Here is a 25,237-nt window from a genome sequence, read left to right as displayed (position 1 = left end):
TCGCATCCGAAGAAGCCTGTCACCGCTTTCGACCGGTGATGATACGGACTGCTTTGTGGATTCCCGGCGGAATCTCCTCCTTCTCAAGAAGAAATTAAAGAACTTGAAGCGGCCGGCTCCGGATTTGGGGCTAGCGGGGACGAGTGGAGATCTGGTAATTATTGCACAATTGACACTCCATCAGCAGGGAATTTATACTGTATGTAACCGGTTACTCATGTATCGGATATTTTTTTATCGTCGATGTGTAACCGGTTACATATGGAGGTTGAAAACAGATATGGCAACGATTCGGGATGTGGCTGCCCGGGCCGGGGTTTCCGTGGCCACCGTCTCCCGGGTGCTGAACGGGAACGGTTACGTGAACAAGGAGACGGCCAGGCGGGTCCGACAAGTGATCCAAGAGCTGAACTACCGGCCGAACATGGTGGCAAGGGGGTTGGCCAACCGGAAGACGGGGACCCTTGCCGTCATCCTTCCGGACATCAAGAACCCGTTCTTTTCGGAGTTGGCCCGAGCGGTGGAAGATACGGCCCGGGCCGGCGGATTCACGGTGATCTTCTGCAATTCCGACGATTTGGGTCCGAGGGAGAAGAGCTACATTGAAGTCCTGCGGCAGAAATACATCGACGGCATCATCATCGCCTCCAACACGCTGGAGGAAGAGGATGTCGCCTACATCAACGACAACGACATTCCGCTGGTGGTGTTGGACCGGGGACCGGGTGACGGGAGCTGCGCCGTGTTCCGGGCCAAAAACGCCGACGGGGCGAAAAAGGCCGTCCGGCACCTCATCGATACGGGCTGCCGAAAGGTGGCACACATCGCCGGGCCCGAAGCATTGGTAACTGCCCGGGAACGGCTGAAGGGATATCGTGAGGTTGCGGGTGCATTCTCCTGGTTTGACGAGAGCCTGATCGAGCCGGGCCATTTTTCGGTCGAAGGGGGAAAGGGAGCCGTTCGGCGGTTGTTGGAACGGCATCCCGATGTGGACGGAATTTTTGCCGGCAACGATCTGATGGCGATCGGGGCGCTCAAGGCGCTGCAGCGGATGGGGATCAAGGTGCCCGACCAGGTGTCGATCTGCGGTTTCGACGGTGTGGAAATGACGGAGTGGACGGAACCGGAGCTGACCACCATCGCTCAGCCCATTTACGAGATGGGGGCCAAGGCGACCCATTATCTGATCGATCGGGTCCGGGGCAGGGCGGAGCCGAAGGCGGTGGTGGAGCTGGACGTCCGATTGATACAGCGAGGAACCACGAGGAGGGGTACGGATTGACGCGGAAGCGGGCGAGGGTGGCAATCGTCGGCAGTCTCAACATGGATGTGGTCGTCAAGGCGAAGCGCGCCCCGAAAATGGGCGAAACCGTGATGGGGGAGGCGGTTCATTTCATCCCCGGCGGCAAGGGGGCCAACCAGGCCGTGGCCGCGGCCAAACTGGGGGCTCAGGCGGTGATGATCGGAGCGGTGGGGGACGATCCCTTCGCTCGATCCCTCCGGGAGTCCCTCCAAAAGAGCGGAGTGGACCTCAGGGGCGTGAAAACCGTGCCCGGAATGGCCACCGGTATCGCCTCCATCCTCCTGACTGATGAAGACAACAGCATTGTCGTGGTGGCGGGAGCCAACAGCCGGTGTCTGCCCGAAGACGTGGCGGCGGGAAGAGAACTGCTCTCCGGTGCGGATATTCTCCTGCTCCAGCTGGAGATCCCCCTGGAGACGGTGCTCGCGGCCGCCCGCACGGCCAAGGAGCTGGGGAAAAAGGTGATTCTGAACCCGGCCCCGGCCCGGGAGCTCCCCGATGAACTGTACCGGCTGACCGATGTGATCACCCCCAACCGCTCCGAGCTGGAGTTTCTGACGGGCCGTCCCGTGGAAGAGGGCGGGCTGGAGGCGTCGATGCGAAAGCTGTTGGAGCGGGGAGCGGGCTGCGTGGTGACCACCCTGGGAGCGGAGGGAGCCGCCTTCCTGTCGCCGGAGGGAGGATTTCGGCGGGTGAAGGGGTATGCGGTGGATGTGGTCGACACCACCGGTGCGGGGGATGCCTTCAACGCGGCTCTGGCATGCGGGCTGTCCGAAGGGATGGAACTGCCGGACGCGGTGGATTTTGCCGGCCGCACCGCCGCCCTGGCCGTCACCCGTCTCGGTGCCCAGGACGGGATGCCGCAGCGGAAGGAAGTCGAAGACTTTGCCAAACGGCTGAACGGAGGATGAACGGTGAAAAAGACGACGCTGTTAAACAGCCATCTTTCAAGGGTCATCAGCGAAATGGGCCACACGGACCGGCTGGTCGTGGCGGATGCCGGGCTTCCGATCCCGCGGGAAACGGAGCGGATCGACCTGGCGGTCCGGCCCGGATTGCCCGGTTTTCTGGAAACGCTGGAGGCGATCCTCACCGAGCTGGAGGTGGAGAAGGTGTATGTGGCCGAGGAGACGGGGAGAATCAGCCCCCAGCTGCATCAGGCGCTGAAGGAGATGTTTCCGGGGGCGGAGTGGGAAGAGGTCACCCATGAGGAATTGAAGGGGATGACAGAAGGGGCGAAGGCGGTGGTCCGGACCGGCGAATGCACCCCCTACGCCAATGTGATCCTGCAGGCTGGTGTTTCATTTTGAAGGGGGATGATCCCATGCCCGCGCATCTTTTGGAGATGAAAGGAATCCGGAAGGAATTTTCCGGTGTCCCGGTCCTCCGCGGCGTGGACTTTACGCTGTATCCCGGAGAGATTCACGCCCTCATGGGGGAAAACGGGGCGGGAAAATCGACACTGATGAAGATCCTCGCCGGAGTCCATCGGAAGGACGGAGGGGTCATCCGGATTGACGGGGAAGAGCGGGAGATTCCGAGCGCCCGGGAGGCGATGGGGCTGGGTGTCGCCGTCATCCACCAGGAACTGAACCTGATCCCCCATCTGACGGTGATGGAAAACCTGTTTTTGGGCCGGGAGATGGTTTTCGGGCGGACGGGATGGATCCGCTGGAGGCAAATGAAGGAGGAAGCCCGCAAGTGGCTGGAGCCCCTGGGACTCGAGGTGGATCCTTCCCGGGAAGTGGCTTCCCTGTCCGTGGGGGAGCAGCAGCTGGTGGAGATCGCCCGCGCCCTCTCCATGCAGGCCAGGATCCTGGTGCTGGACGAACCGACATCGGCTCTGACCAACCGGGAAATCGACACCCTTTTCCGAATCCTCCGCTCATTAAAGAAAAAGGGAGTGGGAATGATATACATTTCCCACCGGATGGAGGAGATCTTCGAAATCTGCGACCGGATTACGGTCCTTCGGGACGGCGAGTGGATCGGCACCCGGCGGGCGGATGAGATCGACGTGGATGAATTGATCCGGATGATGGTGGGGAGGGACATCAAGAACCACCACTTCCGGGAACCGGTGGAACCGGGGGAAGAGCGGCTGCGGGTGGAAGGGCTCACCCGGAAGGGGCAGGTGGAAGACGTCTCCTTTTCGATCCGGAGCGGGGAAATCGTCGGTCTGACCGGCCTGATGGGCGCCGGGCGGACGGAAGCGGCCCGCCTCCTCTTCGGCGTCGATGCCCCCGATCGGGGGAAGGTGTGGGTGGACGGAAAGGAGGTCCGGGTCCGACACCCGGCCGACGCCATCCGCGAAGGCATCGCCTTTGTGACGGAAAACCGGAAGGAGGAGGGATTGGTCCTGTCCCTTTCGGTCCGGGAAAACCTTTCCCTTCCCAATCTGGACGCCTTGTCCGCCCGCGGGGTGATCCGCGGCGAGAAGGAGAAGCGCCTGGTGGAGGAATCGATCCGGCGGTTGTCGATCAAAACCGCGGGGCCGGGGCAGGAGGTTCGTTTCTTAAGCGGTGGGAACCAGCAAAAGGTTGTCATCGGCAAATGGCTGGCCACCTCGCCCCGGGTGCTCATCCTGGATGAACCGACCCGGGGGGTGGACATCGGCGCCAAGGAGGAGATTTACCGGCTGATGAACCGGTTGACCCGGGAAGGCATGGCGATCCTGCTCATCTCTTCGGATCTCCCGGAGGTGTTGGGGATGAGCGACCGGGTGCTGGTGATGCACCGGGGGCGGATCGCCGCCGAATTCAAAAGAGAAGAGGCGACCCAGGAAAAAATTCTGGCCGCCGCCTCGGGAGGGTGCGCGTCATGAACAGTCTATGGAAGAATACAGGGGGACGGTTGGGCCTGTTTCAAAAGATCGGTCCCCTGATGGGCCTCGGTGCCATCGTCATCGTCCTGTCCTTCATCAGCGAGGACTTCCTGACCATCACCAACATTTTCAACGTATTGCGGCAGATTTCCATCAACGCCCTGCTCGCCTTCGGGATGACCTTCGTCATCCTGACCGGCGGGATCGATCTGTCCGTCGGATCCATCCTGGCCCTCTCCGGCGCCCTCAGCGCCGGTATGATCGCCGGGGGAACGGACCCAATCCTGGCCGTCCTCGCCGGGTTGGCGGCCGGCACCCTGATGGGAGCGGCCAACGGGCTTCTGGTGGCCAAGGGGCGGGTGGCTCCCTTTATCGCCACCCTGGCGACGATGACGATCTATCGGGGATTGACGCTGGTTTACACGGAAGGGCGTCCCATCACCTTCAGCAACGACGCCTTCTCCCTGTTGGGGAAGGGATATTTTCTCGAAATTCCCGTGCCGGTCATCTGGATGTTGCTCTCCTTTCTCATCCTTTACTATCTGCTTCGCAACACCACCTTCGGCCGCCACATTTACGCGGTGGGAGGAAATGAGGAGGCGGCCGTCCTCTCCGGGATTCGGACGGACCGGGTGAAGATCCGGGTCTATGCCATCAGCGGCCTGTTCGCATCCCTGGCGGGGATCATTTTGACCTCCCGCCTCAGTTCCGCCCAACCGACGGCGGGTGTGGCCTACGAGCTGGATGCGATCGCCGCCGTCGTCCTCGGGGGGACGAGCCTGTCCGGCGGGCGCGGTTGGATTGCCGGCACCCTGGTCGGCGCCATGATCATCGGGGTGCTGGACAACGGCCTCAACCTGCTGAATGTATCCTCTTTCTACCAGCAAGTGGTGAAGGGAGGGGTGATTCTGCTGGCGGTGCTGTTGGATCGGTCCCGGAATACCTGATGCATTGGATGAAAAGCTTAAAACCAGGAGGTATGCGAGGATGAAAAAGGTGTGGTTTTCCCTGTTGACGGCCGTGTTGGTCGTCGGATTGATCGCGGGCTGTTCCAGCCAGTCCGGCCTGGAGCAGCAGGAAGAGAAGCAGGATGACAGCGTGACGATCGGTTTTTCCATCTCGACGCTCAACAACCCCTTCTTCGTCACCCTGAAGGAGGGAGCGGAGAAGGCGGCCAAGGACTCCGGTGCGGAACTGATCGTCGTCGATGCCCAGGATGACAGCGCCAAGCAGTTGAGTGACGTGGAGGACTTGATCCAGAAGAAGGTGGACATTCTCCTGATCAACCCCACGGACAGCCATGCGGTTTCCAGTGCCGTGGAGTCCGCCAATCAGGCGGGAATTCCGGTGATCACCGTGGACCGTGAAGCCGAAGGCGGGGAAACGGTGGCCCACATCGCCTCCGACAACGTGTCGGGCGGGAAAATGGCCGGTGAATATATCCTGGAGCAGCTGGGCGGCAAGGGCAACATCGTGGAGCTGGAGGGAATCCCCGGAACCTCCGCCGCCCGGGACCGGGGCAAGGGATTCCACGAAGCCGTGGACGGCAAGCCGGGTGTGAAGGTGGTGGCTTCCCAGCCGGCGGACTTCAACCGGGCGAAGGGCCTGAACGTGATGGAGAACATCCTGCAGAGCCACAAGGACATCCAGGCGGTTTTCGCCCATAATGACGAAATGGCGTTGGGCGCGCTGGAGGCGATTCAAGGCGCCAAGAAAGAGATCCTGGTCGTCGGCTTCGATGCCATCGAGGATGCGGTGAAGGCCGTCGAAAAGGGAGACATGGCCGCCACCATCGCCCAGAAGCCGGAGGAGATGGGCCGGATCGCCGCGGAAGTGGCTGTCAAGGCCGCCAAGGGAGAGAAAGTGGATAAGTTTTATCCGGTGGAGCTGGAACTGATTACGAAGAAGTGATTTGTACGACAGACAAGCCGCGTTAAAGACGAAAAACCGCGGTGGGACGTAATCGGGAGAAAGACATTAAGTAGAGGAGAACATTACGTTCCGTGGGTTGCAGCTTTTGTTCACTTGAAGGCGGACAAACCATCGAGGCTGTTGACTTCTTGTTGTCAACAGCCTCAAGACTTGTCCGCAGGTTGATGAGATCATCTTGCAGCCACTCCGCCGTCAATCACCATTACGTGTCCCGTTATATAGCTGGCCTCGTCCGAGCACAACCAAGTGACTGAGTTTGCAATATCATTTGGATCACCAATCCGCTTGATTGGTATTTGAGACTCATATCGACTTTGTGTGATTCCGGTTTCGTTGAATACCCGCTCTAACATGGGCGTACGAATAGCTCCCGGACATACCGCGTTGATGCGAATATTGGAATGGGCATATTCAAGCGCAGCGGATTGTGTTAAACTGATCACTCCACTCTTGCTTGCCGAGTAAACGGCTGCATTTGGCGTGCCGCCCAAACCATTGATGGATGAGATATTCACAATCACTCCAGAGCCTTGTTTTAGCATCTGACGAATTTGATATTTCATGCAAAGCCAGACGCCTTTAAGGTTGATTGCCAGAGTTAAATCAAAATCGTCTTCTGGAATGTCCGCCGTGGGGGCCAGTTTTCCACCTATACCAGCGGCGTTGCATGCAAAGTCCAGACGCCCAAAACGATCGACGATTGTTCGCATCATCTTCTTCACTTGTTCGCCCACGGAAACATCCGCTTGAATCGCAATCGCCTCTCCACCCAAATTCCCGATCATTTCTTGGGTTTCAACAATCTTCTCTCTTGTGCGTCCTGCGACAATTACCTTTGCTCCTTTTTTTGCAAAAGCCAATGAAGTTGCTCTTCCTATTCCAGAACCGCCACCTGTAACCAAAACCACTCTACCAACAAATGGTTTCATGACCTCTTCACCTTCCCTCAGTAAATTCTTACTCGACACAGAGGTAGATTTGAAGTACACGATTCCGTCCTACAATGGCCTTCCAGGTATGATGGTTATCTTTTACGAGAAAAAAGACTTCCTGCGCTCTTTGTCAGCAATCTCAATAAATCGGTTGGGTCCGAGGAACTCACAAGCTACTCGAGTTTGATCTCGATTTGACGGGAGAGACTTTTAAACACAAATCTTCGAAACAACGACTTGCGCAATAAATCCCCTCGGATCCGCGGTCCAGATAAACAAACCTCCGATCCCCATGGGTGGGAGGGGTTCCGTCCCATGGAACACAAAAATGGAGGGCCGGTGCGCCCTCTTTCCTTTTTCCCTTTACGTGGAAAACGATTCCCTCTATTGCTTGGGCTTCATGTATTTCAGATAATAACCACCCAATATTAACAACACGACCGAAATCCCCCATTTGATTAAAGCATATTCGGGGAGCAAAACAGGTAAATTGATGAATACGGCGAGAATGATGAGAATTTTACCCAGGCAGCGTTTCATGGGACTCCTCCTTGTACCGCCGGTTTCCTCTCTCAGCCGGTTTTTCTGACAAATCATCCATCGAAGACAGTATGAAGCGAAACCCGTCCATCTCGGGCTCTTTACCTATGCACAGCGTTGTGTACCCATCGCGGACCCGACTTTGTATCGATTTTCTTCCGGAACGATACAACTCATATTTTCTTTGCTTTTTGCCGACGCCATTCTTGCAAAATCTTCTCCAGTTGAACAAGGTGCCGTTTTTGATGTTGCACCAAAAAGTACATCCATTGATATAAGTCGATCTTTCCCAGGTTTTGCACCGACATGCGCACGTGATACAACGTTCCCTGGCCTGCCGAAAGCGCGTCCAAAATGTCGAGGCATTGCTTCTGCTGTTTGTGGAGGGTGGCGCGAATTTCTTCAACAGGTACGTTTCCCGTCGGCTCCATGTGTTCGGGACGATCCCAGGAAAAAGCATCCGGTCGTGCAATGGATGCCAGACGATCCAGGTCGGTTTCCCCGTGGGGAACTTTTCCTTGTTCGTACCGCTTCAGCGCTTTTTCCTTTGCGGATAATGATCATCAAAAAGTGGTTGGTGAGCGTGATATGCTCCAATACCTCACGGATCGACCAGCCGCCGTCCCTTGGCTTGTAGGTTAGTGATCCGGCGGGCAGATCAAACCATCGATCGAGCTGCTCCAAGGTATCCACAAGATCCCTGCGGATTTTTTCGATTGCATCGGATACTTTCATGTTGTTTCACCGTTCCCCGATTGATAATTATATTCTTCGAATTCGTTGAAAAACGATACCAGGAGAAGCGGGTGTATGAAAAGGCTTTTGCTGTCGCAACGAAACAGGGCGGCACACTCCCTACCGGCTCCTCGGAAAAGATAGGGTCAGAATGAAAGGGTGGTTCTTCTCTGACCTGCTGCAATTTCGAGAGATTTGAAAGGAAAAAAGCGAAAAAACGCAGAAAAAAATCATATGTGCAGTTTACAAATCGGGTAACTGTATCTCTACTGCATCCTTGAATTACTTGGAAAGAAGGGATCAAAAATTCGACGAACACTGCCTTCACCCATTGCGGAACAATTGGCTTTGCCCGTCATCGCAGCGCCGATGTTTCTCGTCTCCAGCCCCGAACTGGTCGTGGAATGCTGCAAAGCAGGGATCATCGGTTCCTTTCCTTCTTTAAACGCCCGCACCGTTGATGTGTTGGACGACTGGATGACGCACATCGCGGAAGAGCTGAGAAAAGCCCGGGAGGACCAGCCGGACCGTCGGATCGCTCCCTGGGCGGTCAATTTGATCGTCCACCGGACCAATCCGCGGTATGAGGCCGATCTGGAACTGATCCGAAAGCACCGCCCGCCGGTCGTCATCACCTCCCTCGGCAATCCCGCGCCGGTGGTCGACGTCGTGCACGGGTACGGAGGACTCGTCTTTTCCGACGTCAGCACCCTGGTCCACGCCAGGAAGGCGGCGGGTTCCGGCGTCGACGGCCTGATCCTGGTCTGTTCCGGGGCGGGGGGGCATGCCGGAAGGATCAATCCCTTCGCCTTTGTCGGGGAGGTTCGCCGCTTCTGGGACGGAATCCTTATCCTGGCCGGTTGTCTCTCCAGCGGACGGGATGTTTTCGCCGCCCGGGCGATGGGGGCCGATCTGGCTTACATGGGGACCCGGTTCATCCCCTCCGCCGAAAGTTTTGCGAGTGACGAATACAAAGAGATGCTGATCCAGTCCGACCTGGACGATTTGATTTACACGGACGCCTTCAGCGGTGTGCACGCCAACTTCCTCAAGCCCAGCATCCGGAGGGCCGGCCTGGATCCGGATCGCCTTCAAAGGAAAGAATCCGTCGATTTTTCCCACCTGGACCAAACCAATGCAAAGGCCTGGAAAGATATCTGGTCTGCCGGACAGGGAGTGGGGAGAATCGAACGGGTGCAACCCGTTTCCGAAATCGTGGCGGATCTCAAGCGGGAATACGACGAGGCCCTTAAAGAGTTCCGTCACGCCCTCCCTTGATTCGCCCGCGAAGGGCGTTTTTTCTTAGAAACGGATCGATTGCGGGGGCCATGTTCGAGGACTTGATTCACAAACCGCTGGACGGTCTAAAAATGCGGTTGGTCGACCGGAAGCTGACGATTCCAGGCGGAATGGGCCGGGTGGAAGAAGCGAGTTTTTCCTTTAACGAGCCTGCAACGGAAGAGGAGATTCAGGGCTTCATCCGTCGCACGGGATTCCGGATGATTACCGGACATTTCTCCGGCACTTCGACGGGGCCGCCCTTTTCCAGCAGCGGTACGGAGGCCGGATGGAACTGTGCGGTTTGTTGATGTTGAGAACAGGCTGGGCATCCGGTTTTTCCTGGATACTGGTATCCCAACGGCCGTCAAGACGGTCAATTTGATGATTGACGGCGCAAAAGCGAAGAAGGGTGAAAGGGATCGTCTCATAGGGCGGGATTCCGGCTTCGTGCAGGATGCCCGATATCTCGCTTTGAATTTTGCGCTCTGGCTGGACCGATTCATCGTCGTCCAAGGGGTCAGGTTCTGGAAATGGATTCGAATGGACGCGGACCGTTACCATTCTCCCTGCGGGCCGGAAATCAGTCACCCCTCCGCCAAACCGGAATGAGGCGTCCCTTCCTGCGGCGGACTTCGCCTGAATAAAGAAGGGTCCGGTATGACCAGACCCTCCGGAATTGAGGCCCGGGCTGCCCGGACCGGCCTGTCATTTTTTCTTTCCTTTTCCGAACAGGCCGATGGCCGCCCCCTCACGGGTCGAATCCGCCGCGCCGATGTAGAGGCCGGACCGGTGATCGATCCAGATGCTCTGCACGTTTCCGATGTTGACGGGCGCGCTTTCCCACCGGTGGCCGAGTTCTTGGAGCCGGCTGCGGGCCTGCTCGGGAACCCCTTCTTCCCAGCGGATGTCGGGATAGAGGTTGCTGTAGATCCGCGGTTCTTCAATGGCCGCTTTGAGCGGCATGCCGTACTCCAGCTTGTTGAAGATCACCTGGAAGACGGAGGCGATAATCGTCGAGCCGCCGGGGGAGCCGACGGTCATGACCGGCTTTCCGTTCCGGAACACGATGGTGGGGGTCATGGAGCTCATCGGCCGCTTGAAGGGCCGGACTTCGTTGGGGCCGCCGGGAACGGCGTCGAAGTCGGTCAGCTCGTTGTTCAGCAGGATGCCGTACTCCGGAACCATGATCCCGCTTCCGAAGAGCTGCTCGATCGTGGTGGTGTAGGAAACCAGGTTGCCCCACCGGTCGGCCACGGTGAAGTGGGTCGTCTGGCCGATCGGCCGGTCATCGGGTTGGGCGGAGGCCGGTTTGTTCCCGTTTTTCCCTTCGTATTTCCAGGGATCCCCGGGTTCCACCTCCGGGTTGGCCCGATCCATCGATACCAGGGCGGCCCGTTTCCGGATGTATTCCGGATGGAGCAACCCCTTCATCGGGACATCGACAAACTCCGGATCACCGATGTAAGCCCCCCGGTCGGCATAGGCCAGGTGCATCGCTTCGGCAAACAGGTGATACTTTTCCGGGGAACGGACGTCGTATCGTCTCGCTTCCAGTTCTTCCAGCAGCTTCAGGATCTGGATCGCGGTGAGGCCGCCGGAGCTGGGGGGCGGCATGGACACGATCTCGTAATCCTTGAAGGTTCCCCGGACCGGCCGATCCATCGTGACGCGGTAACGCTTCAGATCGTTCAATGTCATGCTGCCGCCGTGCTCACGAACGGTCCGGGCGATCGCTTCGCCCACTTTTCCCCGGTAGAAGACGTCGGTTCCGTGTTTTTGGATCAGGCGCAGGGTTTTGGCCAGATCCTTCTGAACCAACAGATCCCCTTCCTTCAGGGGTTTTCCGCCGGGGAGGAAAACATCCCTGGCGGCGGTCCTGGCCAGCTTTTCCTTATTCTCCTCGATGGCATCCGCCAACACCCAGTTGACCTTCACTCCCCTTTCCGCCAAGCGGATGGCGGGATCGATCAGTTTGGAAAGGGGACGGGTTCCCCACCGGTCCAGGGCGGTCTCCAATCCCTTCAAGGTGCCGGGGACGCCCACCGCATTCCCGTGGGTGTGGCGCTCCGGAAAGGGAATCACGTTTCCGTCCTCGTCCAGGAACATGTCGGGTTTGGCTCCCATCGGAGCCCGTTCCCGGCTGTTGACGATAGAGACCTTTCGGGTCTCGGCGTCGTAGACCATCATGAAGCCGCCCCCGCCGATTCCGGACATCATCGGCTCCACCACGTTTAACACAAACTGAATCGCCACCGCCGCATCCACGGCGTTTCCGCCCTGGCGCAACACATCCGCCCCCACCTGGGTCGCTAGGGGGTGGGCGGTGACCACCATCCCCTCCTCGCCCACCGCCACCTGCCGGTGAGGGGCGGAGGAGCGCTTCGCTTCCACCAGGGTAGATGGAATCGCCAGGGAAAGGGTCAGCAACAGGGAACACAGGATACCCAGAATCGGTTTCCAGCGAAGTCTCATCATATTCCCCCCGTTTCTGTAATTTTCCAAAAGGGCGGGGCGCGTCAACCTTCACCCGCTGAATGGCACCTTTATAACTTTCGAGTTTTTGGGCAAAAATCCTTCCGTTTCAGGAAGCCGAAGGAAGACGGGGGATGAGGGAGCTGCCCTCCCTTGACAGGAACCGGGGAAACCCATACCATACAGTGCAACCGGTTTGAAGGGCGATGAATGGGGGAGAAGGATTTCGCATACAAGGACCGGGAAACATCACGGCGCATTTCAGGAAGGGGGAGAAACGATGGACGAACGGGAGAAATTTGACGGGTTCCGGAACGAGACCCTGGTGATCCACGCCGATGAAGAGGTGGTTGAGGACGGGACGGTGGCGCCGGCGATTTATTATTCCGCCACCTTTCGCGCCCGGGATGCCGCCGAATTCAGGGAGATGGCGAGCACTTCCCGTCATCCCAGGTACTACACCCGTTACGGCAATCCGGTGCACGAGCGCGTCGCCAAGGTGATCGCCGGGCTGGAAGGAACGGAAACGGCGATCATGACCGGCTCCGGCATGGGGGCGATTGCCACGACCCTGCTGGCCCTGGTCCAGGCCGGGGATCATGTGATCGCGCAGACGCGGCATTATATGGGTACCGCCAAGATCATGGACGAGATGCTTCCCAAATTCGGGGTGGAGGTCACCCTGGTGGAGCAGACGGACGTCGGCGCCTTTGAAAAGGCCGTCCGGCCCAACACCAAGCTGATCATGCTGGAGTCGCCGGCCAATCCGACGATGGTGGTGACGGATATCGCCGCCGTGACGGAACTGGCCCGGCCGCACGGGATTATCGTCGTGGCCGACAACACCTTTGCCACGCCGATCAACCAGCGCCCCCACGATCTGGGGGTGGATGTGGTGGTGCACAGCGCCACCAAATACCTGGGAGGCCATCACGATTTGACGGCGGGCGTCATTTGCACGCGGGAAGACTTGGCCGAGCGCATCTGGCAGACCCATATCTCCCTGGGATCGTCCTTTCGCCGATGGATGCCTGGCTGCTGCTTCGGGGGCTGCGCACGCTGCCGGTCCGGGTGGAACGGATCAATGAGAACGCCCTCGCCCTGGCCCGCTTTCTGGAGGAGCAGCCGCAGATCGAGCGGGTGCACTATCCCGGGCTGCCCAGCCATCCGCAGCATGAACTGGCGAAACGCCAGATGCGCGGTTTCGGGGGCATGATGGCCCTGGAAATCAAGGGGGGGTATGAGGAGACGGCCCGTTTCGTCTCCGCCCTGGACCTCCCGATGAACGCCGTCAGCCTGGGCGGGGTGGAATCCCTGGTGGTCCATACGGCGGCGATGTGGGGCGGAGTGATGACCGAGGAGCAGATGAGGAAGGCCGGGATTCAGCCCAATTACGTGCGCTTTTCGGTGGGACTCGAGCATGTGGAGGATCTGAAGGCGGACTTGTGGCAGGCGCTGCAGAAGATTTAAAGGGGAAGAAGTTCCGAAGGCGAGGGGAGCACCCGGATGGCAAGGCGGGTCCGCGCTCTGAAGACGCGCGGCCGGGGCGGACGGGCCTGCAACCTTGAACCTGAACCGGGTTCGGAATCGGGAAACTGCGGGCGGCCGGTTGGCTGAATCAGGAACAGGAATGAAAAAAGGCCCATGCGAGGCCTTTTTCATTTGCAAACAGGAGGCCGCCTTCCACTCCATCCGCTTTCAACTCCCGGATCGAACGGAGGCGGGGACGGAGGGCAGCCTTTCCCGGCGAACCGCGATAACTTGTTTTTTCTGTCTAATGTTTTTAGATGGTTTATTTTGAATATTTTATAAAGACTGTTGACTTTCCTATATGAAATCATATACGATTTAAATATGAAAGGGACAATCAGCAAACAGAAGTTGGCCTACGAGCTGATCCGCGAGCGGATTCTCGACGGAACCTATCCGCCCGGCACGCGGATCGTCCTGGACGCGGTGGCCAAGGAGATCGGCACCAGCTCCATCCCCGTCCGGGAAGCGATTCGTCGCCTGGAAGCGGACGGGCTGATCGAGTATCAGCCCTTCGCCGGAGCCCGGGTCGCTCCGATGGATGAAACCGCTTATGTCCAGAGCCTGAACGTGTTGGCGGTGCTGGAGGGATACGCGACGGCCCTGAGCGTTTCCCGGCTGACGGAGGAGGATTTTCGGCGGCTTGTCGAGATCAACGAATCGATGAAGGAGGCTTTGACGGACTTCGATTTTGTCCGGTTCGGGAACCTGAACCGGGATTTTCACCAGACGATTTTGGAAAGGTGCGAAAATGACGTCCTGAAAGAGCAGGTGCGGCAGATCTGGGGGAAGCTGGACGCCGTCAGGCAGCGCGGGGTGTGGCACGTTCCCTCCCGGGCCAGGGAATCCATCGACGAACACGAGCATCTCGTAGAACTGATGAGGAACAAAGCGTCCGCCGAGGAGATCGAGAAGGCGGCGCGGCAGCACAAGTTGAACACGGCGACCGCGTTCCTGAATCGCCGGGAGCGATCCGTCTAGGGAAGGAGGAGGCAAGAGATGAAAAACGTTGACCGGTTGCGCGGTTCGGTTTGTCCGGTGGTCACCCCCTTTAACGAGAGGGATGAAGTGGACGAAGAGAAGTTGAGAGAACTGATCGATTGGCAGCTTGAAAACGGGACCCACGGGATTTCGGTGACCGGCACCACGGGAGAACCCAGCTCCCTCACCCTTGAGGAGAGGGAGCGGGTGATGGCCGTCGCCGTGGAACACGTGGCCGGGCGAGCCCCCGTCATTCTGGGGACGGGGTCCACCAACCACAAGGAAACGCTCTATCTGACCAAAAGGGCGGAGGAGCTGGGGGCCGATGCGGCGCTGGTGATCGTCCCCTACTACAACAAACCCTCCCAGGAGGGGCTGTACCAGCACTTCCGCCGCGTGGCGGAGTCCGTGGACATCCCCATCATTGTCTACAACATTCCCGGCAGAACCGCCGTCAACATGGAACCGGAGACCCTCGCCCGCCTCCGGGAAGCTTGTCCCAATGTGGTGGGAGTGAAGGAGTCCAACAAGAATTTTGAACAGGTCAGCCACGTCCTGAGGTTGTGCGGCCGCGATTTCCTGGTCTATTCCGGGATCGAGACCCTCTGCTATCCGATCCTGGCCGTCGGAGGCGCCGGTTTTATCAGCGCCACCTGCAACGTTTTGCCGCGGGAGATGTCCAAATTGTATGAACTGGTGCGCGACGGCCGCTGGCAGGAAGCGATCGACCTGCATTACCGGCTGCTCCCCCTGAACGACGCCCTGTTCTGGGAGACCAATCCGGGACCGCTGAAGACCGCGTTGGGGATGATGGGGAAAATCCATCCCGCCCTTCGCCTGCCGCTGGTTCCCCCGAATGAGGAGATGCAGGCCAAATTGCGGGAGATTTTGCGGATGTACCAACTCGTGGAGTAGGAGGCGATGAAGTGAAACACGCTCGATATCTGTACCGGGGACGGGTTCGGAACGGACGGGTGGAGGACGGAATGCTGGTGGATGAGAGCGGGCTGCGGCTGGCCATGGATGAGGTGGAGGCCTGGCTGCCTCCGGTGATACCCAACAAGATGATCGGTGTCGCCCTCAACTTTGCGGATCACGCGGAAGAATTGGGGCTTGCCATGCCCGAGGAACCGGTGCTGTTCATCAAACCCAACAGCTCGCTGATCGGCCACCGGTCGCCGGTGGAATATCCCCGGGGCATCCGCCACATGCACTACGAGGCCGAATTGGTGGCCGTGATCGGCCGACCGGGGCGCAACATCCGACGGGAAGAGGCACTGGATTACGTCCTCGGGTATACGATCGCCAACGACGTGACGGTGCGCGATTTCGTGGGCAACATGTACCGGCCCCCGATCCGCGCCAAGGGACAGGATACCTTCGGACCGATGGGGCCCTTCCTGGTGGACAAGGAGGATGTGCCCGATCCGGGAAATCTGGCGATCCGGACCTATGTCAACGGCCGGTTGCGGCAGGAAGGGCACACGTCGGACATGATCTTTTCCGTGGAGGATCTGATCGCCTTCATCAGCTCCTTCATGACGCTGGAGCCGGGGGACATGATCTGGACCGGAACCCCGAAGGGGATCTCCCCGGTGGAGCCGGGGGACGTGATGCGCGTGGAGATCGAAGGGATCGGGGTGCTGGAGAATCCGGTGGTTCTCTCTCCCCACACGAATGTGCCTACCGAGAAGCAGGAGGTGTGACAAGCGATGACATCCCCCCTTTCTTCCGTCCGAACGGAACAAGTGCAGCAGTACATCGGCGGGCAGCGGGTCGCCGCTTCCGGCGGGGAGACCTTTGAGACGGTGAATCCCGCCAACAATCGGCCCATCACCACCGTTCCCGCCGGGGACGAGCGGGACATCGACCGGGCCGTGGCCGCGGCGAAGGAAGCCTTCGACAAGGGGCCCTGGCGGAAGATGAAAGTGGCCGAACGCGTCGAGATCCTGGAGCGGATCGCCGACGGCATCCTGGAGCACGCCGAGGAGCTGGCCCGGCTGGAGACCCTGGACACCGGCCTGCCCATCAAGCAGACCCGGGGCCAAATCCGCCGGGCGGGGCAGAATTTCCGCTTCTTCGCCGACATGGCCCGCCATCACCTGACCGGGGAGACTTATCCCGTGGACGGGACCTTTCTCAATTACACCGTCCGCCGTCCTGTCGGCGTCGCCGGGCTGATCACCCCCTGGAACACCCCGTTCATGCTTTCCACCTGGAAATTGGCGCCCTGTCTGGCGGCGGGGAACACCTGCGTGCTGAAGCCCGCCGAGTGGTCCCCCCTGACCATCGACCGGTTCACCCGCATCGTGGAAGAGGCCGGGTTGCCTCCGGGCGTGTTCAATGTGGTCCACGGGTACGGGGAGACGGCGGGTGCGGCCCTGGTGCGCCATCCCGACGTCCAGCTGATCTCCTTCACCGGGGAGACGCGCACCGGGATGGAAATCATGCGAAACGGCGCCGATACCCTGAAGCGGTTTTCCATGGAACTGGGCGGAAAATCCCCGGTGATCGTCTTTGAGGACGCGGATCTGGACCGGGCCCTGGATGCCGCCGTCTTCGGCGTTTACTCCCTCAACGGCGAACGCTGCACGGCGGGATCCCGTCTGTTTCTCCAGGAGTCCATCTATGAACCCTTCGTGGAGAAGCTGAAGGAGAGGGTGCGGCGCATCCGGGTCGGCGATCCCTTCGACGAGCGGACCGAACTGGGCCCCCTGATCCACCGGGAGCACCTGAAGCGGGTGCGGGGGTACCTGGAGACCGCCCGCGAAGAGGGAGCGGAGATCGCGGTGGGGGGCGGCACCCCGGCGGGGCTCGAGGAGGGCAATTATCTGGAGGCCACCCTGATCCTCGGCGTCCGCAATGAGATGCGGGTGGCCCAGGAGGAGATTTTCGGCCCCGTCCTCACGGTGATCCCCTTCCGGGAGGAAGAGGAGGTGATCCGGAAGGCCAATGATGTGATCTACGGCCTCGCCGCCTACGTGTGGACGGAGAACCTGGAGCGGGCGCACAATGTGGCCCAGTCGATCGAATCGGGGATGGTTTGGATCAATTCTCAGAACGTTCGAGATCTTCGGACCCCCTTCGGCGGAAGCAAATACAGCGGGATCGGACGGGAGGGAGGCACGCACAGTTTTGAGTTTTTCACCGAAGTTCAGACGGTTCACGTCGCCTTGGGCAAGCATGCGATTCCCCGTTTTGGAGCCGAGTGAGAAACTGGCGGGAGGTGTTGAGTATGCCTGCGCGTACCGGTGAACAGTATGTGGAGGAGTTGGACCGGAGAAACATCGAGGTGTGGATCCACGGGGAGAAAGTGGAGGGAAAGATTTCGGAGCATCCGGCCTTCCGGAACATCGTGCGCAGCCTGGCGGAATTGTATGACCTGCAGCACCATCCGGACCTCCGGGATGAGATGACCTATGTCTCCCCGCTGTCGGGCGAAAGGGTGGGCATGTCCTTCCTGATTCCGAAAACCCGGGAGGATCTGGAGAAGCGCCGCAAAATGATGAAGCGGTGGGCGGATCATTCCGGCGGGATGATGGGGCGGTCCCCCGATTACCTGAACAGCGCCCTGATGGCCTGCGCCGCCGCGGCGGACTTTTTCGCCGAGGACGATCCCCGCTACGGGGAAAACGTCCGGAATTATTACCAGTACATCCGGGAAAACGATCTCAGCCTCACCCACACCTTGATCCATCCCCAGGCGAATCGGTCCGTCAGCGCTTCCAAACAGAAGGACCCCTTTTTGGCGGCCCGGATCGTGGAGAAGAACAGCAAGGGCGTGGTGATCCGGGGGGCTCGGATGTTGGCCACCCTGGGCGGAGTGACCGACGAGATCATGGTGTTTCCCTCCACCCTACTGAAAGCCGGCAAGGAGGATGATCCCTACGCCTTCGCCTTCGCCATCCCCTGCGATACGCCCGGACTCAAGTTCCTGTGCCGGGAGAGCTTCGATTATGGAAAGACGCCCTTCGATCATCCCCTGGGCGCCCAGTTTGAAGAGATCGACTCCGTGGTGATCTTCGACGACGTGCTGGTGCCCTGGGACCGGATTTTCATGCTGGGCAACGCGGAGATCGGCAACCGGCTGTACCGGGAAACCAACGCCGTCGTCCACATGGCCCACCAGGTCGTGACCAAAAACGTGGCCAAGACGGAGTTCATCCTCGGCGTGTTGGCCAAGATGGTGGACATGGTGCAGATCGACCGCTTTCAGCACGTGCAGGAGAAGTTGGCGGAAGTGATCATCGTCCTGGAGGCGATGAGGGCTTTCCTCCGGGCGAGCGAAGTGGATGCGAAGATCGACCGGTGGGGGATGATGACCCCGGATTTCGGCCCTCTGAACGCGGCCCGGAACTACTACCCCCGCATCTATCCCCGCTTTGCGGAAATCGTCCAGCAGCTGGGGGCGAGCGGCCTGATGGCGATACCCACGGAGGCCGATTTCAAAGGGGGTCTGCGCCCGGAGATCGACAGGTACCTGCAGGCCGCCAATGCCGAAGCGGAGGAGCGCGTAAAGCTGTTCCGCCTGGCGTGGGACATCGGCGTCAGCGCCTTCGGGGGGCGTCAGGTCCTGTACGAGCGGTTTTTCTTCGGCGATCCGGTTCGCATGGCCGGTGCGCTGTACCAGTCCTACGACAAACGGCCCTACATGGAGAAGGTGGAGCGGTTCCTTGAGCGGGCCGGCATGCGGGCCCAGGATCGGGCGGAAGTGAGATGACGGTCGGTTCTGTCCGGGGAAGGGAGGAAACTTCAATAAGGAGGGAATCGCCGTGTCGGAAGAGGTCAATGTGATCCGTGTGGCCCACGTGGAGCTGAGGGTGAAGGATCTGGAGCGATCCCAGGAATTTTACGTGGACAAGCTGGGCCTGATCGAAACCGCCCGGGAGGAAGGCCGCCTCTATTTGCGGGGGCTGGAAGAGCGCGTCCACCACAGTTTGGTGCTGGTCGCTTCGGAGCGGCCCGAGGTGGGACACATCGCCTACCGGGTGGAAAAGCCGGAGCACCTGGATATCCTGGAATCCCGCTTCCGAAAGCAGGGACTAAGCCCCGTGTGGGTCGAAGCCGGGGAGGAGCGGGGCCAGGGACGGGCGCTGCGCGTTCAGGATCCCCTGGGACTACCCCTGGAATTCTTCTGCGAAATGGAAGCGGTTCCAAGGATGCTCCAGCGCTACGACATGTACCGCGGAGCCCGCATCATGCGGATCGATCACGTCAACTGCATGGTTTCGGATGTGCAGAAGGGTTACGATTGGTACACCGGAGAGCTGGGCTTCTCCTGCTCCGAATACACGGAGACTGATGACGGAGGGCTTTGGGCCAGTTGGCTGTTCAGGAAGCCCAATGTCCACGACCTCGCCCTGATGAACGGGCGCGGCCCGCGGCTGCACCACGTGGGGTTCTGGGTGCCGGAGCCCCTGAGCATCCTCCACGCCTGCGACGTGCTCGCGGCCACGGGGGATGCGGGGAAGATCGAACGGGGGCCCGGCCGGCACGGCTTGTCCAACGCCTTTTTCCTCTACCTGCGGGATCCCGATGGCCACCGCGTCGAGCTGTACACGGGTGATTACCTGACGGCGGACCCGGACTGGAAGCCGATCCGCTGGCACATCAACGATCCGCGCCGGCAAACCTTCTGGGGACAAGCGGCCCCCGACAGCTGGTTCCAGGAGGCCACTCCCGTGTCATCGGTGAGGGACGGAAAGACGATTCCCCTTGAGGAGCCGGTGCTGTCGCAACACAAACCCCAGTTCCTCATCTGACCGCTGAAAAACCGGACGTCGGGATGGATTTTCCGCCTCGGCGCCGAACCGCAGGGGGCGCTCGGCGGAAAATCGCCCTTCCCGGCGCTTGGAAATCTGCTTGATTGGTTCTTCTTTTCCGATATTTTTTCAAACTATTTTGTAATTTTTCCGAAGGAGGGATGGACATGCTGGGGATGGACGACGGGATGATCGCCCTCGCCTGGTTGGGAACCGTGCTGTCCGCCGTCTTTTGCGTCCTGTACGGGATGATGCGATGGAATCAAGGAGGGGATTCCGAATGAACCTGCCCTTGCTTATCGGGATCATCATCGTCTATATGGCGATCATGTCCTGGCTGGCCTATCTGGGGAACAAGCAGACGAGGACCGCCGAAGACTACCTGGTGGCCGGCCGGAGGATTCACCCGCTGGTGATGGCCCTCTCCTACGGGGCGACGTTTATCAGCACGTCGGCCATCATCGGATTCGGCGGGGCGTCCGCCCTGTACGGGTTCGGCATGCTGTGGCTGGCCTTTTTGAACATCATCGTGGGGATCTTCGTCGCCTTTGCCGTCTTCGGCGTGCGCCTCAGGAAGATGTCCAGCAATCTGAGGGCCACCACCTTTCCCACCCTGTTGGGGGAGCGGTACCAGTCCAAATTCATTACCGTCTTTTCCGGGCTGATGATCTTTCTGTTCATGCCCGCCTATACCAGCATCGTGCTGATCGGCGGCGGGCGGTTCCTGCAGGAAACCCTGAAGGTGGATTTCAACATCGGGCTGATGCTGCTGGCGATTATTGTCGGACTGTACGTCATCACCGGCGGATTGAAGGCGGTCATGTACACGGATGCCTTTTGCGCCCTGGTGATGACGGTGGGGATGGTGTTCCTCCTGTTCAGCAGCTACTCCGCGGTGGGCGGGGTGATCGACGGGCATGAGGGCTTGTCGGCGATGCGGGACCTGGTGCCGCAAGCCCTTGCGGAGCAGGGGCACCGGGGTTGGACGGCCATGCCCGAGTTCGGCTCCCCCCTCTGGTGGACCTTGGTCAGCACCCTGATCATGGGCGTCGGCATCGGGGTTCTGGCCCAGCCCCAGCTGGCGATGCGGTCGATGACCGTGACCGACAATCGCGCCTTGTACCGGGCGGTGCTGATCGGCGGCGTGTTCATGTTTTTCATGACCGGCACCGCCTTCATGGCTGGTCCCCTCAGCAACCTCTACTTCCATGAGACCCAGGGGAAAATCTCCGTCGATGTGGCGGGAGGAAACATCGATCTGATCATGCCGATCTTCATCAACCAGATCATGCCCGAATGGTTCTTGTACCTGTTTACCCTCACCCTGCTGTCTGCGGCGATCTCCACCATCAGCTCCCTGATTCACGTGCAGGGGGCGGCCTTCGGGGAGGACATTTTGAAAACCCTGGGCGTCAAGTCCGCCAAAGGCTCCCTCAATCTGTCCAAAATCGGCGTGCTGGTCGGCGTCGTCGCCGCCGTGATCCTCGCCTACATCCTTCCGGGCAGCGTCATCGCCCAGGCGACGGCTTTCTGGTTCGGCATCTGCGCCGCCGGTTTCCTGCCGGCCCTGATCGGCGCCCTCTACTGGCGGAATGCCACCCGGGCAGGGGCCGCCGCCAGCATCGTGACCGGATTTGCCGTCAGCATCTTCGGGTTTCTGTTTCTCCACCAGAAGGAAGCGGCGGCGATCGGCCTCTCCAAAGCGCTGTTCGGGAAAGAAACCCTTCTTCCGTATCCGTGGACCCATGTGGACCCCCTCTTTTACGCCTTTCCGATCGCCGCCGTCGTCTTCGTGACGGTGAGCTGGTTGACCCGGGCCTCCATCGCGCCGGTCCGCGAGCAAATTCAGCGCAGTTTTGCCGGATTGGGAGGGAGCGTATCGGCGGAGAGCCGCGAGGCGGGGAAGATGTGACGGGACCCTTCGAGCGTGTGACGTGCGGTTTGGAGGGGGCGTGGCGCCGATGCCGTTGCTTCTAGCGTCGGACGGGGCGGACCCCTTCGGGTCGACTTGTTCACCCACAAAGACGCCCCTGCAAGCGCCATATGCGCAGCAGGGGCGCGGTTTTTTCAATGTGTTATTGAGGCAAGGTGACGCAGGCCTCGTCGTCGTAGTAGAGGTCCCGGCCGAGCTTGACCGGTCCGGTGAAGAGAGGCTGCGGTTTTTCCGCCAGTTCCAAGCGGAAGACGGTGCTCATGTAGAAGGGAACGTCGGGCTCCTTGACCGGGACCGGCGCCATGCGCGCCACCGGGTAGCCCTGGGCGACGATGTTTTCCAGCTGGTAGTCCTGGAAGGCGCCCAGCATGTCCGTGATGGCGAAGCCCATGTCGAGGATGCCCTGCTGGATCTTCCGCCACTTCCGCCAGGAGGCTTCCAGGTAGGAAAGGCCGAAATACCCCGAGGCGCCCGGCCCGCGCAGTCCCTCCGTACAACGGCTCAAAAAGAGCAGGAGGCCCTTGACGGTTTCGACCGGATCCGTGAAGAAGACGTCAAACTGCTCCCGGAAGTGAGAGGGCAATCCCTCCTGCACGTTGTAGGATTCGACCTGGAGGTGATCCCATCCCCGATCCTTGGCCACGTCGCGGATGAATTGGATGATGCGCTCGTCCACATCCAGGACGCCGATTCGTCGCGGCAGTCCCGAGAGGGCCGCTGCCACGGAGGTGAGATCGTCATCTCCGAGAAGCAGCAGGTCGCGTCCCGCCAGATCCCCTCTTTCGGCCATGAGGGCAAGCCGCAGCACGGTGGTTTCCGGCGTCACATACCCCTGATCGAAGTCGGGCGTGGCTTTGGGGCGCATGTCCACGATCTCCTTGAAATCCTGAAGGACACGGTCAAAGGGGGGCCGAAGCACGATGCCGCGACCCGAGCAGGCCCCGCAGCGCTGTTCATCCACCCGGTCCAGTCCCAACGCTTCCACCTGTCGCCGACCCGCTTCGGTGATGACGAATCGGTCTTCCTCGCAGGCGACCAGCTCATGCATCAAGAGTTCCTGCAAGGCCTCCAGAACCTGATGGGTTTGGGCTTGTCCCGCCCGCATCAGTTCCCAGAAGGATTTCGGTCCGAAGCGGAGCGTGCGGAGCAGAAGGACATGGACCCGACGTGCATCCATTGCCGTATCTGTTGTTGCCATCAACACCGCTCCTTTCCCCTTTCAGGAACGTCGATATGCCAAAAAAATATTATAGGGTGCATTCTATTGCTTGTCCACCGAGCCGGGGTGGGACCGGAAGGGCTGTGATAAGCGTTCAGTCCCCCCAGCGGAAGAACCGGGCCGCCAGGATGCCGGAGACGATCGCGATTCCGGCGAGGACGGCCACATGGATTCCGTAATCCCACAGAGGCGCCTTGTTCCAGGTTCCGCGCAACAGCTCCACCACGTAATAGAGCGGGAGGATCTTGGCCGCCGTTTGCAAATAGGAGGGCATCATTTCCAGGGGGAAGGTGGCGCCGGACAAAAAGAGCATCAGGTTGAGGAGCAGGGAGCCGATGGCGGCGGCGGACCGGTTGTCCCGGGCCAGGGACGTGACGAACATGCCGAAGGGAAAGAGGGCCAGGACGGACAGGAGCAGCGCGGCCGCCACGCTGCCGGGATACTTGGGCGCTTCCAAATCGTAAAACACCCACCCGAAGCCCGCGAGGATGAGGGCGCTCACAAGGAAGACGAAGGCGCCGCAGAGCATGTGGGCTCCCAACACCATCTGCGGACGGAGGGGAGTGGCCTGATACCGGCGGAGAATTCCCTGGACGCGGTACATCACCAGTGCGGTTCCGATGGTGAAGAGCGCCGTCGTCAGCAGATTGACCCCGATCCAGGAGGGGACGTACATGTTGCTGTAGCTGAGTCCTCCCGGCATCCTTTGATCGCCGAAGAGGGAGCCGAACAGCCAGATCATCAGGATCGGAAAGAGAAAGGTCCAAAACACGTTCTGTTTATCCCGGAAAAACAATTTCATTTCCATCCAGGTCAGCCGGGCCACGATGCTCACGCCGATTCCTCCTTCACCAGGGAGACGAAGAGATCGTCCAGGTTTCCCGTTTCAAAGCGAAAGGCTTCAATCTTCCAGCCTTCCCGGTCCGCCAGCAGGAAAAGCTGCAGGGAAGCCGCCTGCAAATCCCGGGCATAGATCCGGAATATCCGGTCTTCCCGCTCCACCTTGGTCACTCCGGGCAGGGAAAGCAACGGCTGTTCGTCCGCTTCCGGCGATTCAAAGCGCAGGTGCCTCACTTTGCCCCAGGTCGCCACCAGCCGCTGCGGGGTGTCGATGGAGAGGACCCGCCCCCGGTGAAACATCGCCACCCGGTCGCACAGACGCTCCGCTTCTTCCATGTAATGGGTGGTCAGGACGATCGTTTTCCCCTCATCCCGGAGCTTCAGGATCAGCTCCCACAGTTCGCGGCGTGCTTGCGGGTCCAGTCCGGTGCTGGGTTCATCGAGAAAGACGATCTCCGGATCGTGAATCGTCGCCAATGCCAGGGTGACCCGCTGTTTCCAGCCCCCCGACAGCCGGCCGAAGGGGACGTCCAGGCGTGGTTTCAGCCCCAAAGCGTCCACGATCCGATCGACATCCCCCTTTTTCCGGTAGAAGGAGGCGAACAGGCGGAGGGCTTCCTTCACCTTCATCTGCTCGTGGACAGAGGTGGATTGGAATTGGATTCCGATGCGTTCCCGCAATTCGTAGGGGTGTTCGTCGGGATCCAAGCCGAGGATGCGGATGGTCCCCGAATCCCGTTTCCGCAACCCCTCCAACATTTCAACGGTGGTGGTTTTTCCAGCGCCGTTGGGACCCAGGATCCCGAAAATTTCTCCGGACTTCACCGAGAAGCTGACATCCCTGACGGCGTACGCGTCGGGGTATCGCTTGTGCAGATGCTCCGCCACAATCGCCGGTTCCACTCTGTTACCTCCTTTGATCCCCTGGTGCCGACTTCCGGATGGTTCTCAGC

At 59.9% G+C, this 25,237-nt stretch carries 25 protein-coding genes and 1 pseudogene; 18 read left to right on the top strand and 8 right to left on the bottom strand.

Annotated elements, in window-relative coordinates; genetic code table 11:
- Nucleotides 1–280: 280 nt before the first annotated feature.
- The 6 genes from CLV97_RS06120 to rbsB are packed head-to-tail and all read left to right on the top strand — an operon-like array spanning nucleotide 281 to nucleotide 6,038.
- On the top strand, nucleotides 281–1,282 hold the full coding sequence (locus CLV97_RS06120; RefSeq protein WP_106344644.1) for a LacI family DNA-binding transcriptional regulator: 1,002 nt from the start codon (nucleotides 281–283) through the stop codon (nucleotides 1,280–1,282).
- The gene (rbsK, locus tag CLV97_RS06115; RefSeq protein WP_106344643.1) at nucleotides 1,279–2,214 is read left to right on the top strand and encodes a ribokinase; all 936 of its coding nucleotides are present in this window, start codon (nucleotides 1,279–1,281) and stop codon (nucleotides 2,212–2,214) included. The genes CLV97_RS06120 and rbsK overlap by 4 nt, the downstream gene beginning before the upstream one ends.
- A 3-nt stretch (nucleotides 2,215–2,217) precedes the next feature.
- Entirely contained in the window at nucleotides 2,218–2,613 is a 396-nt protein-coding gene (gene rbsD / locus CLV97_RS06110) for a D-ribose pyranase (RefSeq protein ID WP_106344642.1), read from the top strand.
- A 14-nt stretch (nucleotides 2,614–2,627) separates the two neighbouring features.
- Nucleotides 2,628–4,127, top strand: a complete 1,500-nt coding sequence (locus tag CLV97_RS06105) for a sugar ABC transporter ATP-binding protein (protein ID WP_106344641.1) — start codon at nucleotides 2,628–2,630, stop codon at nucleotides 4,125–4,127.
- Nucleotides 4,124–5,074 (top strand): ABC transporter permease, encoded by a 951-nt coding sequence (locus tag CLV97_RS06100; protein ID WP_106344640.1) that lies wholly within the window; start codon nucleotides 4,124–4,126, stop codon nucleotides 5,072–5,074. Before CLV97_RS06105 ends, CLV97_RS06100 begins: the two co-directional genes overlap by 4 nt.
- 40 nt (nucleotides 5,075–5,114) lie before the next feature.
- Complete coding sequence (rbsB, locus tag CLV97_RS06095) at nucleotides 5,115–6,038, top strand: ribose ABC transporter substrate-binding protein RbsB (RefSeq protein ID WP_106344639.1); 924 nt, start codon at nucleotides 5,115–5,117, stop codon at nucleotides 6,036–6,038.
- 191 nt (nucleotides 6,039–6,229) lie between these two features.
- Here the strand turns inward: rbsB and CLV97_RS06090 are convergent, their stop codons facing one another.
- The 4 genes from CLV97_RS06090 to CLV97_RS18910 all read right to left on the bottom strand — a co-directional run bounded on the left by CLV97_RS06090 (nucleotide 6,230) and on the right by CLV97_RS18910 (nucleotide 8,266).
- Nucleotides 6,230–6,988, bottom strand: coding sequence for a glucose 1-dehydrogenase (locus CLV97_RS06090; RefSeq protein WP_106344638.1), 759 nt, complete (start codon nucleotides 6,986–6,988; stop codon nucleotides 6,230–6,232).
- 387 nt (nucleotides 6,989–7,375) lie between these two features.
- On the bottom strand, nucleotides 7,376–7,531 hold the full coding sequence (locus CLV97_RS18060; protein ID WP_170070380.1) for a hypothetical protein: 156 nt from the start codon (nucleotides 7,529–7,531) through the stop codon (nucleotides 7,376–7,378).
- A 173-nt stretch (nucleotides 7,532–7,704) separates the two neighbouring features.
- Nucleotides 7,705–7,962 (bottom strand): DinB family protein, encoded by a 258-nt coding sequence (locus tag CLV97_RS18770; protein WP_106344637.1) that lies wholly within the window; start codon nucleotides 7,960–7,962, stop codon nucleotides 7,705–7,707.
- The gene (locus tag CLV97_RS18910; RefSeq protein ID WP_106344636.1) at nucleotides 7,934–8,266 is read right to left on the bottom strand and encodes a DinB family protein; all 333 of its coding nucleotides are present in this window, start codon (nucleotides 8,264–8,266) and stop codon (nucleotides 7,934–7,936) included. The genes CLV97_RS18770 and CLV97_RS18910 overlap by 29 nt, the downstream gene beginning before the upstream one ends.
- A 348-nt stretch (nucleotides 8,267–8,614) precedes the next feature.
- Here CLV97_RS18910 and CLV97_RS06075 point away from each other — a divergent pair, with 348 nt between their 5' ends.
- From CLV97_RS06075 to CLV97_RS06065, 3 genes are read left to right on the top strand one after another with little or no spacing between them, the layout of a single operon-like run.
- Nucleotides 8,615–9,544, top strand: a complete 930-nt coding sequence (locus CLV97_RS06075; RefSeq protein ID WP_281257587.1) for an NAD(P)H-dependent flavin oxidoreductase — start codon at nucleotides 8,615–8,617, stop codon at nucleotides 9,542–9,544.
- A gap of 50 nt (nucleotides 9,545–9,594) precedes the next feature.
- On the top strand, nucleotides 9,595–9,855 hold the full coding sequence (locus tag CLV97_RS06070; protein WP_106344634.1) for a hypothetical protein: 261 nt from the start codon (nucleotides 9,595–9,597) through the stop codon (nucleotides 9,853–9,855).
- Nucleotides 9,842–10,156: a hypothetical protein gene (locus tag CLV97_RS06065; protein ID WP_106344633.1), complete on the top strand. Its 315-nt coding sequence runs from the start codon at nucleotides 9,842–9,844 to the stop codon at nucleotides 10,154–10,156. Before CLV97_RS06070 ends, CLV97_RS06065 begins: the two co-directional genes overlap by 14 nt.
- 96 nt (nucleotides 10,157–10,252) lie before the next feature.
- Here CLV97_RS06065 and ggt read toward each other — a convergent pair whose 3' ends face one another.
- Complete coding sequence (gene ggt / locus CLV97_RS06060; protein ID WP_106344707.1) at nucleotides 10,253–12,019, bottom strand: gamma-glutamyltransferase; 1,767 nt, start codon at nucleotides 12,017–12,019, stop codon at nucleotides 10,253–10,255.
- Nucleotides 12,020–12,299: 280 nt separating this feature from the next.
- Here ggt and CLV97_RS18850 point away from each other — a divergent pair.
- The 9 genes and pseudogenes from CLV97_RS18850 to CLV97_RS06015 all read left to right on the top strand — a co-directional run bounded on the left by CLV97_RS18850 (nucleotide 12,300) and on the right by CLV97_RS06015 (nucleotide 22,204).
- Nucleotides 12,300–13,489, top strand: a pseudogene (locus CLV97_RS18850) (trans-sulfuration enzyme family protein).
- Between the two features lie 384 nt (nucleotides 13,490–13,873).
- Nucleotides 13,874–14,530, top strand: coding sequence for a GntR family transcriptional regulator (locus CLV97_RS06045; protein WP_106344706.1), 657 nt, complete (start codon nucleotides 13,874–13,876; stop codon nucleotides 14,528–14,530).
- 18 nt (nucleotides 14,531–14,548) lie between these two features.
- Nucleotides 14,549–15,445, top strand: coding sequence for a 2,4-dihydroxyhept-2-ene-1,7-dioic acid aldolase (gene hpaI, locus CLV97_RS06040; protein WP_106344631.1), 897 nt, complete (start codon nucleotides 14,549–14,551; stop codon nucleotides 15,443–15,445).
- An 11-nt stretch (nucleotides 15,446–15,456) separates the two neighbouring features.
- Nucleotides 15,457–16,236: a fumarylacetoacetate hydrolase family protein gene (locus tag CLV97_RS06035; RefSeq protein WP_106344630.1), complete on the top strand. Its 780-nt coding sequence runs from the start codon at nucleotides 15,457–15,459 to the stop codon at nucleotides 16,234–16,236.
- Between the two features lie 6 nt (nucleotides 16,237–16,242).
- Nucleotides 16,243–17,742, top strand: coding sequence for a 5-carboxymethyl-2-hydroxymuconate semialdehyde dehydrogenase (gene hpaE, locus CLV97_RS06030; RefSeq protein WP_106344629.1), 1,500 nt, complete (start codon nucleotides 16,243–16,245; stop codon nucleotides 17,740–17,742).
- 23 nt (nucleotides 17,743–17,765) lie between these two features.
- Nucleotides 17,766–19,250, top strand: coding sequence for a 4-hydroxyphenylacetate 3-monooxygenase, oxygenase component (gene hpaB / locus CLV97_RS06025; protein ID WP_106344628.1), 1,485 nt, complete (start codon nucleotides 17,766–17,768; stop codon nucleotides 19,248–19,250).
- 52 nt (nucleotides 19,251–19,302) lie between these two features.
- Nucleotides 19,303–20,292 (top strand): 3,4-dihydroxyphenylacetate 2,3-dioxygenase, encoded by a 990-nt coding sequence (hpaD, locus tag CLV97_RS06020; RefSeq protein WP_106344627.1) that lies wholly within the window; start codon nucleotides 19,303–19,305, stop codon nucleotides 20,290–20,292.
- 167 nt (nucleotides 20,293–20,459) lie between these two features.
- Entirely contained in the window at nucleotides 20,460–20,576 is a 117-nt protein-coding gene (locus CLV97_RS18845; protein WP_342749769.1) for a symporter small accessory protein, read from the top strand.
- The gene (locus tag CLV97_RS06015) at nucleotides 20,573–22,204 is read left to right on the top strand and encodes a sodium:solute symporter family protein (RefSeq protein WP_106344626.1); all 1,632 of its coding nucleotides are present in this window, start codon (nucleotides 20,573–20,575) and stop codon (nucleotides 22,202–22,204) included. Before CLV97_RS18845 ends, CLV97_RS06015 begins: the two co-directional genes overlap by 4 nt.
- Before the next feature lie 163 nt (nucleotides 22,205–22,367).
- Here CLV97_RS06015 and CLV97_RS06010 read toward each other — a convergent pair whose 3' ends face one another.
- The 3 genes from CLV97_RS06010 to CLV97_RS06000 form a co-directional block, all read right to left on the bottom strand.
- Entirely contained in the window at nucleotides 22,368–23,423 is a 1,056-nt protein-coding gene (locus tag CLV97_RS06010) for a bis-aminopropyl spermidine synthase family protein (RefSeq protein WP_106344705.1), read from the bottom strand.
- Nucleotides 23,424–23,538: 115 nt separating this feature from the next.
- Complete coding sequence (locus CLV97_RS06005; RefSeq protein WP_106344625.1) at nucleotides 23,539–24,279, bottom strand: ABC transporter permease; 741 nt, start codon at nucleotides 24,277–24,279, stop codon at nucleotides 23,539–23,541.
- Nucleotides 24,276–25,187: an ABC transporter ATP-binding protein gene (locus CLV97_RS06000; protein WP_106344624.1), complete on the bottom strand. Its 912-nt coding sequence runs from the start codon at nucleotides 25,185–25,187 to the stop codon at nucleotides 24,276–24,278. Before CLV97_RS06000 ends, CLV97_RS06005 begins: the two co-directional genes overlap by 4 nt.
- Between the last annotated feature and the right edge of the window lie 50 nt (nucleotides 25,188–25,237).

Source organism: Planifilum fimeticola (assembly GCF_003001905.1).
Classification (GTDB): domain Bacteria; phylum Bacillota; class Bacilli; order Thermoactinomycetales; family DSM-44946; genus Planifilum; species Planifilum fimeticola.
This window is presented reverse-complemented; position numbering and strand designations above follow the sequence as displayed.